Source organism: Streptomyces panaciradicis (genome assembly GCF_023516615.1).
Classification (GTDB): domain Bacteria; phylum Actinomycetota; class Actinomycetes; order Streptomycetales; family Streptomycetaceae; genus Streptomyces; species Streptomyces panaciradicis.
This window is the reverse complement of sequence record NZ_JAMGBF010000137.1, coordinates 1-14,187: the sequence shown is the minus strand read 5'-3', so window position 1 is coordinate 14,187 and position 14,187 is coordinate 1. Positions and strand designations below refer to the sequence as shown.

Genomic DNA, 14,187 nt, shown 5'->3' with positions numbered 1-14,187 from the left:
GGAAGCGAAACCCCTGCCTTCGCTTCTTTACTTTTACTCACAAACAGGGCCAAAAGGGTTACATGGCGGTCGTCCGGCGTCTGCTCGCGTACCAGACGAGGCCGGCGGTCGCGGCGGCCGCACCTATGGCGGCGGCCGCGACCAGGGCCGGACGGGGCGGCACGGAGAACGACGGGATCCGCTGCTTGAGCCGGACCGGGCGGTGGAAGTCCAGAATCGGCCACCCGCGCGCGAGGGCCTCGCGGCGCAGCGCGCGGTCCGGGTTCACCGCGTGCGGATGGCCCACCGACTGCAGCATCGGCAGGTCGGTCACCGAGTCGCTGTAGGCGTAGCAGCGGTCCAGGTCGTACCCCTCGGAGACGGCCAGTTCCCTGACCGCCTCCGCCTTGGTGGGGCCGTACGCGTAGTACTCCACCTCGCCCGTGTAGCAGCCGTCGTCCCCCACGATCATGCGGGTCGCGACCACGCGGTCGGCGCCGAGCAACTCGCCGATGGGCTCGACGACTTCGGCGCCCGAGGTCGACACGATGACGACGTCGCGGCCGGCGGTGTGGTGCTCCTCGATGAGGGAGGCCGCCTCGTCGTAGATGATCGGGTCGATGAGGTCGTGCAGGGTCTCGGCGACGATCTCCCTGACCTGCTGGACGTTCCAGCCGCGGCACATGGCGGAGAGGTACTCCCGCATGCGCTCCATCTGGTCGTGGTCGGCGCCGCCCAGGAGGAACACGAACTGGGCATATGCGGTGCGCAAGGCGGCGCGGCGGTTGATCAGGCCGCCTTGGTAGAAGGACTTGCCGAACGTGAGCGTGCTCGACTTCGCAATGACCGTCTTGTCCAGGTCAAAGAAGGCCGCTGTGCGGGGCAACGACTGGTTTTCCACAACCCCGAGCATAGGGGGAGCCCATTCGGCGTAAGGTTGGCGCGTGGGTTTGCCTGAGAGGGCTCTCGGGTACACCATGGAAGTCACGGATCGTTCGCGACCGTGCTAACCCGGTCCGGCTCCTCCCCCCCCGAGTCGGCCGTGGAGACGACCCCCGCTCTCCCCCCCGGCGGGGGTCGTCGCATGTCCGGGTGGGTTTTTCCCTTGTCGAGGTGGTTGTACCGCCGTTCCGAGGCGGCCGCGACCGCCTCTTTTGCATGCCCATGATTTGTCACGCTGGGTAGCCGTCGCGCTCCGCTGGGGAAGTCGCGCAGGGATCGGTACCGGACTCGCCGGTATGGGTGACGGCGATATTCACAACCGCCGAGTTGTCCACAGTTTTCGACCAAGATCCACAAGATTTCCGGCATCGCTGCACCGTGATTCCAGCGCGTCCCGCTCGGGCCGAGTTCATGACCGGTTCCGGTTTGTCGGGCGGCTTCGGCCGGTTTCTGTCGGCCGTTCATATGGAGGCCGCTAACCGGTTCTTCACACGTTTGGGAATCGCGGGGCCGCAGGGGCTGCGCGACAGAAGCAGCGAAGGGGGACGGAGACCATGGCCGGAGCCGTCACGCACGAACCACCGCCCGCCGCCTCGGGGCGGCAGGCCGGTCCACTGATCGTCACGGAGGACGTCGACCTGCTGGACGACCTGCTGCGGCTGTGCGCCGCGGCCGGCGCCACACCGGAGGTCCACCACCGCGTGCCCGAACGGGCGGGCGGCTGGGAGGCCGCACCCCTCGTCCTGGTCGGCGACGACGCGGCCCGACGAGTGCGCGGGGCCGCCCGCCGGCGAGGGGTGGTGCTGGTCGGCCGCGACCAGGACGACTCCGGGGTCTGGCGCCGGGCCGTCGAGATCGGCGCCGACCACGTGCTGATGCTGCCCGACGGCGAGCAGTGGCTCGTCGACCGCATCGCCGACGTCGCCGAGGGGGTCGGCAGACCCGCCCTCACCGTGGGCGTCATCGGCGGCCGCGGCGGGGCCGGAGCGTCCACGCTCGCGTGCGCCCTCGCCGTCACCTCCGCGCACCAGGGGCTGCGCACCCTGCTCGTGGACGCCGATCCGCTCGGCGGCGGACTCGACGTACTCCTCGGCGGCGAGACCGCGGAGGGCCTGCGCTGGCCCGCCTTCGCCGCCTCCCGCGGCCGTGTCGGCGGCGGCGCGCTGGAGGAGTCGCTGCCGCGCCTGCACTCCCTGCGGGTGCTCAGCTGGGACCGCGGCGACTGCGTGGCCATCCCGGCACAGGCCATGCGGGCGGTGCTCGCCGCGGCCCGGCGCCGCGGCGGGACGGTCGTCGTCGACCTCCCGCGCCGCGTCGACGACGGAGTCGCCGAGGCACTTTCCCAGCTCGACCTCGGGCTACTGGTCGTACCGGCGGAACTGCGCGCGGTCGCCGCGGCCGGACGGGTGGCCTCCGCGGCCGGAATGGTCCTGCGCGACCTGCGCGTGGCGGTCCGCGGACCGTACGCGCCCGGACTCGACGACCGCGAGGTGGCCCGGCTGCTCGGCCTGCCCCTGGCCGGCGAGGTACCGGTCGAGGCCGGCCTGGTGCGCCACGGCGAGGGCAGGACACCGCCCGGCGCGGGCGGGCGCGGGCCCCTCGCCCGGTTCTGCCGCCAGTTCTGGGAGCGGGCGCTGGCCGAGGCGGGTGCGGCATGACCGCCGCACCGGGGCTGCTGGACGGCGTACGGCAGTGGCTGGTCGAGAGCGGGGCCGAGCCGACGCCCGCACGCGTGGCGCAGGCCCTGCGGGAGCAGGGGCGGGTCCTCGGGGACGCCGAGGTCCTCGGGGCGGCCGAGCGGCTGCGCTCCGAACTGATCGGCAGTGGGCCGCTGGAGCCGCTGCTCGCCGATCCGTCGGTGACCGACGTCCTGGTGTCGGCCCCCGACCGGGTCTGGGTGGACCGGGGCGGCGGACTGGAACTGACCTCGGTCACCTTCGCCGACCCCGCGGCCGTACGGCGGCTGGCGCAGCGGCTGGCCGCGGTGGCCGGGCGGCGCCTCGACGACGCCCGGCCGTGGGTCGACGCCCGCCTGCCCGACGGCACACGCCTGCACGCGGTGCTGCCTCCGGTGGCCGTGGGCTGCGCCTGCCTGTCGCTGAGGGTGGTCCGGCCGCGCGCGTTCACGTTGGACGAGCTGGTCGCGGCGGGCACGGTGCCCCCGGGCGGGGAGCGTGTGCTGCGGGCCCTGGTCGAGGCGCGGCTGTCCTTCCTCGTCAGCGGCGGCACAGGAAGCGGCAAGACGACGCTGCTGAGCGCCCTGCTGGGGCTCGTCGGGCCCGGTGAGCGGATCGTGCTCGCCGAGGACTCGGCCGAGCTCAGGCCGGACCATCCGCACGTCGTACGGCTGGAGACCAGACCCGCCAACCAGGAGGGCGCGGGGCTGGTCACCCTCCAGGACCTGGTGCGGCAGGCACTGCGGATGCGCCCGGACCGGCTGGTCGTGGGGGAGGTGCGCGGCCCCGAAGTGGTGCATCTGCTGGCCGCGTTGAACACCGGGCACGAGGGCGGCTGCGGCACCGTCCACGCGAACGCCGCCGGCGACGTGCCCGCCCGGCTGGAGGCCCTCGGCACGGCGGCCGGACTCGACCGGGCCGCGCTGCACAGCCAGTTGGCGGCCGCGCTGTCGGTGGTCCTGCACCTCGTGCGGGACCGGACCGGCCGACGGCGCATCGCCGAGGTGCACGTCCTGGAACGAGACGGCTCGGGGCTGGTGCGGACGGTGCCGGCGCTGCGGTGGGGCCCGGAGGCGTTCGTGCGCGAGCGGGGGTGGCCGCGGCTGCGGGAGTTGCTCTGACGGCCGGGAGGGCGGTCGAGCGGGTGAGGGGGAGGGCGGGGGCGAGGACGGGAACGGGAGGGCGTGGTGATGGGGGTGGACGAGGTCGTGAACGAGGACGGGAGTGGGAGGACGTGGTGATGCGGACGGGCGAGGACGAGGGCGAGAGAGGGCGGACGTGGTGATGCGGACGGGCGAGGACGAGGGCGAGAGAGGGCGGACGTGGTGATGCGGACGGGCGAGGACGAGGGCGAGAGAGGGCGGACGTGGTGATGCGGACGGGCGAGGACGAGGGCGAGAGAGGGCGGACGTGGTGATGCGGACGGGCGAGGACGAGGGCGAGAGAGGGCGGACGTGGTGATGCGGACGGGCGTGAACGAGGACGGGAGCGGGGCGGCATGGTGAGGGGGACGAGCGGATTCGCTCTGGTGGCTGCCGTGTTGTGCGTCGGGATGATGGCCCTGCTGCTGGGCGGACGGCACTCCGGGGCGCGGCGGGCGCAACTGTTGCTCGCCGGTGGCGGGATGGCGGGGACGGGACCGCCGACGTGGCGGGTCACGGCCGGGGAACTGCGGCGCCTCCGCGGGCGGTTGGGGGTCGAGTGGTGGTCGCTGGCCGCCGGGTTGGTGCTGGCCGTGGCGGGGGCTTCGGTGGTGCCGGTCGTCGCGGGGGCGGCCGGAGTGCCGTTGCTGAGGCGGATGCGGCTGGCACGCCGCGACCGGCGGGCACGCGAGCACCGCGAGGGCGCGGTGATCGGGCTGTGCGGGGCGCTCGCCGGGGAGGTGCGGGCCGGACGGCAGCCGGGAGAGGCCTTGCTGCAGGCAGCCCGTGACTCCGGCGGGCTCGGGGACGCGCAGGCGACGGTGCTGGCGGCGGCGCGGTTCGGCGGGGACGTGCCGGGAGCGCTGGCGGTCGCGGCGCGGCAGCCGGGAGCCGAGGGACTGCTGGGGCTCGCCGCGTGCTGGCGGGTCGCCGTGGACCAGGGAGCCGGCCTCGCCGCCGGACTCGACCGGCTCGAAGCGGCGTTGCGGGCGGAGCGGGATCAACGCGCCGATCTACAGGCTCAGTTGGCGGGCGCCCGGTCCACGGCGCTGATGCTCGCCGGGCTTCCGGTCCTGGGCCTGGGCCTGGGTTCCGCCCTGGGCGCCGATCCCCTGCACGTACTGCTGCACACCGGCGCCGGCCTGGGCTGCCTGCTGGTCGGCGGGGTGCTGGAGGGCCTGGGGATGTGGTGGGCGATGCGGATCGTGCGGGGAGCTGAGGCGGCGTGAAGACCTGGCACGAGGAGGGGGATGCGTTCGGTTCAGAGGTTATCCACAGGCTGTTGGTGATCGTGGGGATCGCGCTGGTCGGCGTGTGGGCTCTGCGGTGGGTGGAGTCGGTGCGCAGGGAGCGCAGAGTGCGCCGGAGGCTGGCCGGACTGGTGGCCACCCTGGAGGCGACGTCTGCCGCGCCCCGCCTCGACGTGCGGGCCGCCCTGCGGGGATGGGGTCCGGTGGCGGGGGCCGTGTGCGCCGGGTGGGTGCTGGTCGGCGGCCTCGCCGGGGGCGTGGTGGGGCTGGTCGCGGCGGCGGGGCTGTGGTGGTGGCGCCGCAGACAGGCGGGAAGCGTCTCCGCCGTAGCCTTCGACCCTGCCGAGGCGGCACGACAACTTCCCCTCGCCTCGGATCTGTTGGCCGCCTGCATCGCGGCCGGCGCCGGGCCGGTGGTCGCGGCGCAGGCCGTGGGGGAGGCCCTGGGCGGCCCGGTCGGGGACGCGCTGGTGCGCGGCGCGGCGGAGGTGCGGCTCGGCGGGGAACCCTCCGAGGCCTGGCTGAGGCTCGCGGGGCTGCCGGGTGCCGGTGCCCTGGCCCGGTTGCTGGAACGCGCCGACGTGTCCGGGCTGCCGGCCGCCGGACCGGTGGCCCGTCTGGCCGGGGAGGTTCGCGCGGAGCGGGCGCGTGCCGCGACGGGCCGGGCCCGGCGGGCGGCGGTCATGGTGACCGCGCCGGTGGGGCTGTGCTTCCTGCCCGCGTTCATCGCGATCGGCGTACTGCCCGTGGTGATCGGACTCGCGGGCGGAGTGCTGGGAGGAGGTGGTGGCAGGTGACGCGAGCGCGGTGATGGCGACGCGACGACGAAGCAGTGGCGGCGAAAGCAGTGGCAACGAAAGCAACGGCGACGAAAGCGGTCGCCGACCGATGAAGCTGATCCTCACGGGGGTTGAGATGTGCAAGGTGGTTCGGGCGCGGCTGCGCGCCCTGGTGTGCAGGGCGCGCGCGGCGCGGCGGGACGCGGGGATGGTCACCTCCGAGTACGCGGTGGGCATCGTGGCGGCGGTGGCGTTCGCGGCGATGCTCTACAAGGTGGTGACGAGCGGCACCGTCAGTGCGGAGCTGCAGGGCATCGTGAAGCGGGCCCTCGATGCGCGGATGTAGGCGGAGGGCCGACGGCGGGTTCGTGACGGCGGAGTCGGCTGTCGTGCTGCCCGTGCTGGTGATGTTCGCGATGGCACTGGTCTGGGGGCTGTTGGTGGTCGCCGCGCGGATCCAGTGCGTGGACGCGGCGCGGACCGGGGCGCGGGCCGCTGCCCGGCAGGACCCGGCCGACGCGGTCCTGCGGGTGGCCCAGGAGGCGGCGCCGCGCGGTGCGCGGGTCACGGTCGGCCGGGAGGGGGACCAGGTGAGGGTCGTCGTCGTGGCGAAACCGCCTGCCCTGCGGGGGCTGCCGTTCGAGGTACGCGAGGAGGCCGTCGCGGCGGCCGAGGAGACGCTGGGAGCCGGGCGATGAGAAACGGGACGGCGTGGCGCTCCAACGGGACGGCGTGGCGCTCCGACCGCGGCTCGGCCACCGTCTGGAGCCTCGGGGCCATCGCCGTGCTGTGCGTGGTCTTCGGGGTCGTGCTGGCTCTGGGGCAGGCCGTCGTGGTCCGGCATCGGGCGGCCGGGGGCGCGGATCTGGCGGCGCTCGCGGCGGCGGACCGGTGGGCGGACGGCACCGGGGCGGCCTGCGCGCGGGCGGACCGGCTGGCCCGGGCGCAGGGGGCGCGGCTCGTGCGGTGCGTGGTCGTGGGCCAGATCTCGGACGTGACGGCGGCCTCGGGACGAGGACCGTTCGCGGCCGAGGTCAGGGCCCGGGCGGGACCTGCGGAGCCGGAGCCGACGGCGCCACTTCCCGCCCCTCCTCCGGCCGCTCCTTCCGCGCCCCTGGCCCCTCTTCCGACCGCTCCTCCCCGCCCCCCGGCCCCTCCTCCGGCGCCCCCCGCAACAGCACCGTGAGGAGTCGTACGGCCCCGCGTTTGTGCAGTGGGTCGTTGCCGTTGCCGCACTTGGGGGACTGGATGCAGGACGGGCAGCCGGCCTCGCACTCGCAGGAGGCGATGGCCTCGCGGGTGGCGGTGAGCCAGGCGCGGGCGGTGTGGAAGGCGCGCTCGGCGAAGCCCGCGCCGCCGGGGTGGCCGTCGTAGACGAAGACCGTCGGCAGCAGGGTGTCGGGGTGCAGCGGGATCGAGACGCCGCCGATGTCCCAGCGGTCGCAGGTCGCGAACAGGGGCAGCATGCCGATCGAGGCGTGCTCGGCGGCGTGCAGGGCGCCGCCGAGGATCTCGGGGTTGATGCGGGCCTCGTCGAGCTGGTCCTCGGTGACCGTCCACCACACCGCGCGGGTGCGCAGCGTACGGGGAGGGAGGTCGAGTTTGGTCTCGCCGAGCACTTCGCCGGTGATGACGCGGCGGCGCAGGAAGGAGACGACCTGGTTGGTGACCTCGACGGAGCCGTAGCACAGGCGGCCCTCGCCCCAGGGGATCTCGGTGTCCGTCTCCAGCACGGAGATGGCCGTCGTGTCCCGGGCGACCGTCGAGTACGGGGGGTTCGCCTCGGTGACGAGCGCCACCGAGTCCTCCAGGTCCAGCGAGCGCACCAGGTACGTGCGGCCCTGGTGGAGGTGGACGGCGCCCTCGTGGACGGTCGAGTGGGCGGCGCCCTCGTCGACCGTGCCGAGCAGGCGGCCCGTGCCGGCCTCGACGACCTGGACCGGCCGGCCGCCCCCGCCGCGGATGTCGGTGAGGTCGGCGGCCCTCTCCCGGCGGGTCCAGTGCCAGGCCCGGGTACGGCGGCGCAGGAGCTTCGCGGCCTCCAGCTGGGGCAGCAGGGCCTCGGCCTGCGGGCCGAAGAGGTCCATGTCCTCGTCCGTCAGGGGGATCTCCGCGGCGGCCGCGCACAGGTGCGGGGCGAGGACGTAGGGGTTGTCGGGATCGAGGACCGTGGACTCCACGGGCCGGTCGAAGAGGGCCTCGGGGTGGTGGACGAGGAAGGTGTCCAGGGGGTCGTCGCGGGCGACCAGGACGGCCAGCGCCCCCTGCCCGGCACGCCCGGCGCGCCCGGCCTGCTGCCACAGGGAGGCGCGGGTGCCCGGATAGCCGGCGATCACGACGGCGTCCAGGCCCGAGACGTCGATGCCGAGTTCCAGGGCCGTCGTCGCGGCCAGGCCCAGCAGCTCGCCCGAGTGCAGGGCCTGCTCCAGGGCGCGGCGCTCCTCCGGGAGGTAGCCGCCCCGGTAGGCCGCGACACGCCGGGCCAGTGACCGGTCGACCTCGGCGAGGCGTTCCTGGGCGATGACGGAGATCAGTTCGGCGCCGCGCCGGGAGCGGACGAAGGCGACCGAGCGGACGCCCTGCACGGCCAGGTCGGTCAGCAGGTCGGCCGTCTCGGCGGTGGCGGTACGGCGGACGGGGGCGCCCTTCTCGCCGTGCAGCTCGGTGAGCGGGGGCTCCCACAGGGCGAACACCAGTTCACCGCGGGGAGAGGCGTCGTCGGCCACCTCGACCACCGGCAGGCCGGTCAGACGGCGGGCGGCGACGGCCGGCTCGGCGGCGGTCGCTGAGGCCAGGAGGAAGACGGGGGAGGAGCCGTAGCGGGCGCACAGGCGGCGCAGGCGCCGCAGGACCTGGGCGACATGCGAGCCGAAGACGCCCCGGTAGGTGTGGCACTCGTCGATGACGACGTACCGCAGCGACTTCAGGAAGGAGGACCAGCGGGGGTGGGACGGGAGTATGCCGCGGTGCAGCATGTCCGGGTTGGTCAGGACGTAGTTGGCGTACTGGCGGACCCACTCGCGTTCCTCGAACGGCGTGTCGCCGTCGTAGACCGCGGGACGTACGGCATTTCCCAGAGGTTGTGAAAGTTCCTTCACGGATCGGCACTGGTCGGCCGCAAGAGCTTTCGTGGGGGCCAGGTAGAGGGCGGTGGTGCCGCGGCCGTTCGGGGCCTCGGAGCCGTCCAGGAGCGTGGACAGGACGGGCGCGAGGTACGCCAGGGACTTGCCGGACGCCGTGCCCGTGGCGACGACCACCGAGTCGCCGTCCAGGGCGTGCTCGGCGGCGAGTGCCTGGTGGGCCCAGGGGTGCTCGATGCCACAGGCCTGCACGGCGGCGATGACCTCCGAACGAATCCGGTCAGGCCAGACGGCATGGCGACCCGCGCGCGGGGGCAAGTGCTCCGTATGAGTGATGCGCGAAGCCCGGCTCGGCCCGAAGGCGAGCCGGTCCAGGACCGCGCCCGGGGCGAGCCCGGAGACGGTGTCCGTCGGGGATCGATCGGATCGGTGATTCTTGGCCATCGGCACCGAGTGTGTCACTGGCGTGACGGACAATGGGACCAAGGCGTCGTGCACGCCTGCCGGTAAGTGATTGAATGCCATCGCGGCTGGCGAACCGTCCGGGGGCTGAAGCCGAACGTCCCGAGGGGCGACCGCTCGATAGCAAGGTGCTGGAGGATCCGTGGACCTGTCCCTGTCGACCCGTACCGTCGGCGATCGTACGGTCGTCGAGGTCGGTGGCGAAATCGACGTATATACCGCGCCCAAGCTGCGCGAGCAGCTGGTCGAGCTGGTGAACGACGGGAGTTTCCACCTCGTCGTTGACATGGAGGGCGTCGACTTCCTCGACTCCACCGGGCTCGGCGTGCTGGTCGGCGGCCTGAAGCGGGTACGAGCCCATGAGGGCTCGCTGCGCCTGGTCTGCAACCAGGAGCGCATTTTGAAGATCTTCCGCATCACCGGTCTCACCAAGGTGTTCCCGATCCACACCTCGGTCGAGGAAGCAGTGGCGGCGACCGACTGACCACCGCCCCAGGGGCGGGAAGTGACCGCTCCCAGGCGGACGAAGATCCATCAGGGGGTCCGGGCATTCGGCGGCCCGGTCCCCCGACCGCACGCCCGTAGTCGCGAGGGGGATGCATGGCCACCGTTGAACTCCGCTTCAGCGCGTTGCCCGAGCACGTCAGGACCGCCCGACTGGTGGCGGCAGCGGTGGCGCGCAGGGCCGGAGTGGACGAGGCCGTCCTCGACGAGGTCAGGCTCGCCGTCGGCGAGGCCTGCAGCCGGGCCGTCGGGCTGCACCAGAGCGCCGGCATCACCTCACCGGTGCAGGTGAAGCTGGTCGAGGAGGAGAAGCAGTTCTCCATCGAGGTCGGCGACGAAGCACCGCGGGCGACCCCGGGAGACCGGGCACCCGGCGCCGTGGGCGACGACGTGGAGACCGAGGAGGACGAGATGGGCCTCGCGGTCATCAGCGGCCTCGTCGACGACGTCGAGGTCAGGGCCGGGGAGCACGGCGGGTCGATCCGGATGACCTGGCCGACCACACCACCCGTCGCAGTGCTCCCCTGAGTCCCGCTCCACCGTTTCTGTACCGAAGGGCCCTACGCCGTAGGGCCCTTCGGCATGTCGGCGTGCGGTGATCGTGCCTACAGTGGTCAGGCAAGATGCATTTCGTGAATTCCTTCACGATCAATCAGGAGATAATTCGATCAAGTAAATGGCGGCGTCAATGGCTTTGGGGCATTACCACTTTCGGGTTCCGTGGCGTGACGTCGATCATTTGCTGAAGAGCATGTGAAGGCTAATTCCGTTTCCCGTGCTCTGTTTTGATCAGGTGCGGGTACCTAGAATCCGTCCACATCTTGAGCTCAGCCCAAGCGTCAAGGAGGACGAATGGCGGGGCTTTCTACCCCTCATCAGCTGGACCACCCCACAACCTTCGCAGCCGCAGTCCTGACCGACGACAACCGGATCATCGTGATGGTCATCGGGGTCGTCGCACTGGCCGCGCTCGTGGTCGCGGGCATCCTGGTACGCCAGGTGCTGGCCGCGGGCGAGGGCACCGACAGCATGAAGAAGATCGCGGAAGCGGTCCAGGAAGGCGCCAACGCCTATCTGGGCCGTCAGCTGCGCACGCTCGGCGTATTCGCCGTCGTCGTGTTCTTCCTGCTCATGCTGCTGCCCGCGGACGACTGGAATCAGCGCGCAGGCCGATCGGTGTTCTTCTTGATCGGCGCCGCGTTCTCGGCGGCCACCGGCTATATCGGCATGTGGCTGGCGGTACGCAGCAATGTGCGCGTTGCCGCGGCGGCCCGGGAAGCGACCCCGGCGGAAGGTGAGCCCGAAAAGGATCTCACCGCCGTCTCGCACAAGGCCATGAAGATCGCTTTTCGCACGGGCGGCGTAGTCGGCATGTTCACAGTGGGGCTCGGTCTGCTGGGCGCCTCCTGCGTGGTGCTGGTGTACGCGGCCGACGCGCCGAAAGTGCTCGAAGGCTTCGGCCTCGGAGCCGCGCTGATCGCCATGTTCATGCGTGTCGGCGGCGGCATCTTCACCAAGGCCGCCGACGTCGGCGCCGACCTGGTCGGCAAGGTCGAGAAGGGCATTCCGGAGGACGACCCGCGCAATGCCGCGACCATCGCCGACAACGTGGGCGACAACGTCGGCGACTGCGCGGGCATGGCGGCCGACCTGTTCGAGTCGTACGCCGTGACCCTGGTCGCCGCGCTGATCCTCGGCAAGGCGGCCTTCGGCGACTCCGGACTGGCCTTCCCGCTGATCGTGCCCGCGATCGGCGTCATCACCGCCATGATCGGCATCTTCGCCGTGGCCCCGCGCCGCGCGGACCGCAGCGGGATGTCGGCCATCAACCGCGGCTTCTTCATCTCCGCGGTGATCTCCCTCGCCCTCGTGGCGGCGGCCGTGTTCATCTACCTCCCGTCGAAGTACTCGGACCTCGATGGCGTCACCGACGCCGCCATCAGGGCCAAGGACGGCGACCCGCGGATCCTCGCGGTCGTCGCGGTGGCGATCGGCATTCTGCTGGCGGCCGTCATCCAGCAGCTGACCGGCTACTTCACCGAGACCACCCGCCGCCCGGTCCGCGACATCGGCAAGACCTCGCTGACCGGCCCGGCCACCGTCGTCCTCGCCGGTATCTCGGTCGGTCTGGAGTCGGCCGTCTACACCGCCCTGCTGATCGGCCTCGGCGTCTACGGCGCCTTCCTGCTCGGCGGTACGTCGATCATGCTCGCGCTGTTCGCGGTGGCGCTGGCCGGCACCGGCCTGCTCACCACGGTCGGCGTGATCGTCGCCATGGACACCTTCGGCCCAGTCTCCGACAACGCGCAGGGCATCGCCGAGATGTCCGGCGACGTCCAGGGCGCCGGAGCCCAGGTGCTCACCAACCTGGACGCCGTCGGCAACACGACGAAGGCCATCACCAAGGGCATCGCCATCGCCACCGCCGTCCTGGCGGCGTCGGCGCTGTTCGGGTCGTACCGGGACGCGATCACCACGAACGTGGCGGACGTGGGCGAGAAGCTGAGCGGCGCTGGCGCCCCGCTGACCCTGTCGATGGACATCTCGCAGCCGAACAACCTGGTCGGCCTCATCGCCGGCGCGGCGGTCGTCTTCCTCTTCTCGGGGCTGGCGATCAACGCGGTGTCGCGTTCGGCGGGTGCCGTGGTGTACGAGGTGCGGCGGCAGTTCCGCGAGCACCCCGGGATCATGGACTACAGCGAGAAGCCCGAATACGGACGCGTCGTCGACATCTGCACCAAGGACGCCCTCAGGGAGCTGGCCACGCCAGGTCTGCTCGCCGTGATGGCGCCCATCTTCATCGGGTTCACGCTCGGCGTCGGCGCGCTCGGCTCCTACCTGGCCGGCGCGATCGGCGCGGGCACCCTGATGGCGGTGTTCCTCGCCAACTCCGGTGGCGCCTGGGACAACGCCAAGAAGCTCGTGGAGGACGGCCACTACGGAGGCAAGGGCAGTGAGGCCCACGCCGCCACCGTGATCGGCGACACGGTCGGCGACCCCTTCAAGGACACCGCGGGTCCCGCGATCAACCCGCTGCTGAAGGTGATGAACCTGGTGTCGCTGCTCATCGCGCCCGCGGTGATCAAGTTCTCCTACGGCAGCGACAAGAACCTCGGCGTCCGGATCGGGATCGCGGTCCTGGCGCTCGTCGTCATCGTCGGGGCGGTCTACGTGTCCAAGCGGCGCGGCATCGCCATGGGCGACGAGGAGGGCAAGTCCGAGCAGGTGTCCAAGCCCACCGACCCCGCGGTGGTTTCGTAGACGGTCTTACGGGACCCGGCTCCAAGGGGCGGGCGGGAGGCGCGTGTTGACGCGTCGCCCGCCCGTCTTCGCATGTGTGCGCTCCGTGTGCCCGGCTGTGCCCGTTGTATGTGTGCAGCCTCACGGTGAGCCTTCTCTCGCGTGGTGCAAATGGTTCTAAAAGTCGTTTAAGCGGGCGCCCGGAATGGGGGTGTCGTCGGTGCGGCGTGTATGTTCCGGGGCCGGAGAGCCATGGAAGGGACCAATCCGGTGAACAAGAAGCTCGCTGCCGCACTGTCCGGCGGTGCGGTACTGGTAGTGGCGCTGTCGGGTTGCAGCAGCAGCGACAAGGGCAACGACAAGCTGGATGCCTGGGCCAAGCAGGTCTGCGACGCCGTGCAGCCGCAGGCCAAGAAGATCGAGGCCGCCAACGCCGCGATCCAGAAGGAGACCTCGGACAACAGCACGCCGGAAGAGGTGCGCAAGACCGACGCGCAGGCCTTCCAGGACATGTCCGACGCCTACAAGGCGATCGGTGCCGCCGTGCAGAAGGCCGGGGCGCCCAACGTGGACAACGGGGCGAAGAAGCAGCAGGACGCGGTCAAGGAACTCGACGGCATCGGCACGTCCTACGCCTCGCTGAAGACCCAGGTCGACAAGCTCGACACCAAGGACCAGGCGAAGTTCGCCGACGGCCTCAAGAACATCGCGACCTCGCTGGACAAGCTGAGCCAGAGCGGGAACGACGCGCTGAAGACCCTGGAGGAGGGCGAGGTCGGCCAGGCGATGGCGAAACAGACCAGCTGCAAGTCGGCATCCGCCACGGCGTCGTCGACGGCGGGCTGACGAGTCGCGCGGGGGCGGCGGGCGGCACGGGTCCGTCGGGGGTGGGCTGACGAGGAGCTGCCGGGTCGGCCTCAGCAGCAGCCCCCGTCGGCGGCGGGCTGAGAAGAAGCGTGGGGTCGACGGCCATCACGGGTCCGTCGGCGGCGGGCTGACGGGGAGCTGCGGGGTCGTTGTCGGTCCCCGTCCCCGGTCGGCGGCGGGCTGAGAAGAAGCTGCCGTTACGGCCTCGTCGACGGCGGGCTGACGAGGAACGCGGGGGCGGCGGGCGTCGTAGGTCCGTCGGTGGC

Annotated in this window: 12 protein-coding genes and 1 pseudogene; 11 read left to right on the top strand and 2 right to left on the bottom strand. The window is 72.1% G+C overall.

Annotation, left to right across the window (positions count from 1 at the left end):
- Window positions 1–58: 58 nt before the first annotated feature.
- Entirely contained in the window at window positions 59–892 is an 834-nt protein-coding gene (locus M8J74_RS34605; RefSeq protein WP_249840227.1) for an HAD family hydrolase, read from the bottom strand.
- A 583-nt stretch (window positions 893–1,475) separates the two neighbouring features.
- On the opposite strand from M8J74_RS34605, the gene ssd reads away from it, so the two are divergent.
- From ssd to M8J74_RS34570, 7 genes and pseudogenes are all read left to right on the top strand, one after another.
- Entirely contained in the window at window positions 1,476–2,579 is a 1,104-nt protein-coding gene (ssd, locus tag M8J74_RS34600; protein ID WP_249840226.1) for a septum site-determining protein Ssd, read from the top strand.
- Window positions 2,576–3,718: a TadA family conjugal transfer-associated ATPase gene (locus tag M8J74_RS34595; RefSeq protein WP_249840225.1), complete on the top strand. Its 1,143-nt coding sequence runs from the start codon at window positions 2,576–2,578 to the stop codon at window positions 3,716–3,718. Before ssd ends, M8J74_RS34595 begins: the two co-directional genes overlap by 4 nt.
- Before the next feature lie 377 nt (window positions 3,719–4,095).
- The gene (locus M8J74_RS34590; RefSeq protein WP_249840224.1) at window positions 4,096–4,968 is read left to right on the top strand and encodes a type II secretion system F family protein; all 873 of its coding nucleotides are present in this window, start codon (window positions 4,096–4,098) and stop codon (window positions 4,966–4,968) included.
- Between the two features lie 56 nt (window positions 4,969–5,024).
- Window positions 5,025–5,786 carry a type II secretion system F family protein gene (locus M8J74_RS34585; RefSeq protein ID WP_249840243.1) on the top strand — a complete coding sequence of 254 codons (762 nt, stop codon included), beginning with the start codon at window positions 5,025–5,027 and terminating at the stop codon, window positions 5,784–5,786.
- 118 nt (window positions 5,787–5,904) lie between these two features.
- A complete protein-coding gene (locus tag M8J74_RS34580; protein WP_058924082.1) occupies window positions 5,905–6,114 on the top strand; it encodes a DUF4244 domain-containing protein in 210 nt (69 codons plus the stop codon).
- Complete coding sequence (locus M8J74_RS34575) at window positions 6,101–6,466, top strand: TadE family type IV pilus minor pilin (protein WP_249840223.1); 366 nt, start codon at window positions 6,101–6,103, stop codon at window positions 6,464–6,466. Before M8J74_RS34580 ends, M8J74_RS34575 begins: the two co-directional genes overlap by 14 nt.
- A pseudogene (locus M8J74_RS34570) lies at window positions 6,463–6,762 on the top strand (Rv3654c family TadE-like protein); the annotation flags it as partial. The gene M8J74_RS34575 and the pseudogene M8J74_RS34570, both read left to right, overlap by 4 nt.
- 40 nt (window positions 6,763–6,802) lie before the next feature.
- Here the strand turns inward: M8J74_RS34570 and sftH are convergent.
- Window positions 6,803–9,373 carry a DEAD/DEAH box helicase gene (gene sftH, locus M8J74_RS34565; RefSeq protein ID WP_249840222.1) on the bottom strand — a complete coding sequence of 857 codons (2,571 nt, stop codon included), beginning with the start codon at window positions 9,371–9,373 and terminating at the stop codon, window positions 6,803–6,805.
- Between the two features lie 79 nt (window positions 9,374–9,452).
- Here sftH and bldG point away from each other — a divergent pair, with 79 nt between their 5' ends.
- The 4 genes from bldG (at window position 9,453) to M8J74_RS34545 (ending at window position 13,900) form a co-directional block, all read left to right on the top strand.
- The gene (bldG, locus tag M8J74_RS34560) at window positions 9,453–9,794 is read left to right on the top strand and encodes an anti-sigma factor antagonist BldG (RefSeq protein ID WP_003975386.1); all 342 of its coding nucleotides are present in this window, start codon (window positions 9,453–9,455) and stop codon (window positions 9,792–9,794) included.
- Between the two features lie 116 nt (window positions 9,795–9,910).
- Complete coding sequence (locus M8J74_RS34555; protein ID WP_249840221.1) at window positions 9,911–10,342, top strand: ATP-binding protein; 432 nt, start codon at window positions 9,911–9,913, stop codon at window positions 10,340–10,342.
- Between the two features lie 324 nt (window positions 10,343–10,666).
- Window positions 10,667–13,075, top strand: a complete 2,409-nt coding sequence (locus M8J74_RS34550; protein ID WP_249840220.1) for a sodium-translocating pyrophosphatase — start codon at window positions 10,667–10,669, stop codon at window positions 13,073–13,075.
- A gap of 231 nt (window positions 13,076–13,306) precedes the next feature.
- Window positions 13,307–13,900 carry a small secreted protein gene (locus M8J74_RS34545; protein ID WP_249840219.1) on the top strand — a complete coding sequence of 198 codons (594 nt, stop codon included), beginning with the start codon at window positions 13,307–13,309 and terminating at the stop codon, window positions 13,898–13,900.
- Window positions 13,901–14,187: the final 287 nt, after the last annotated feature.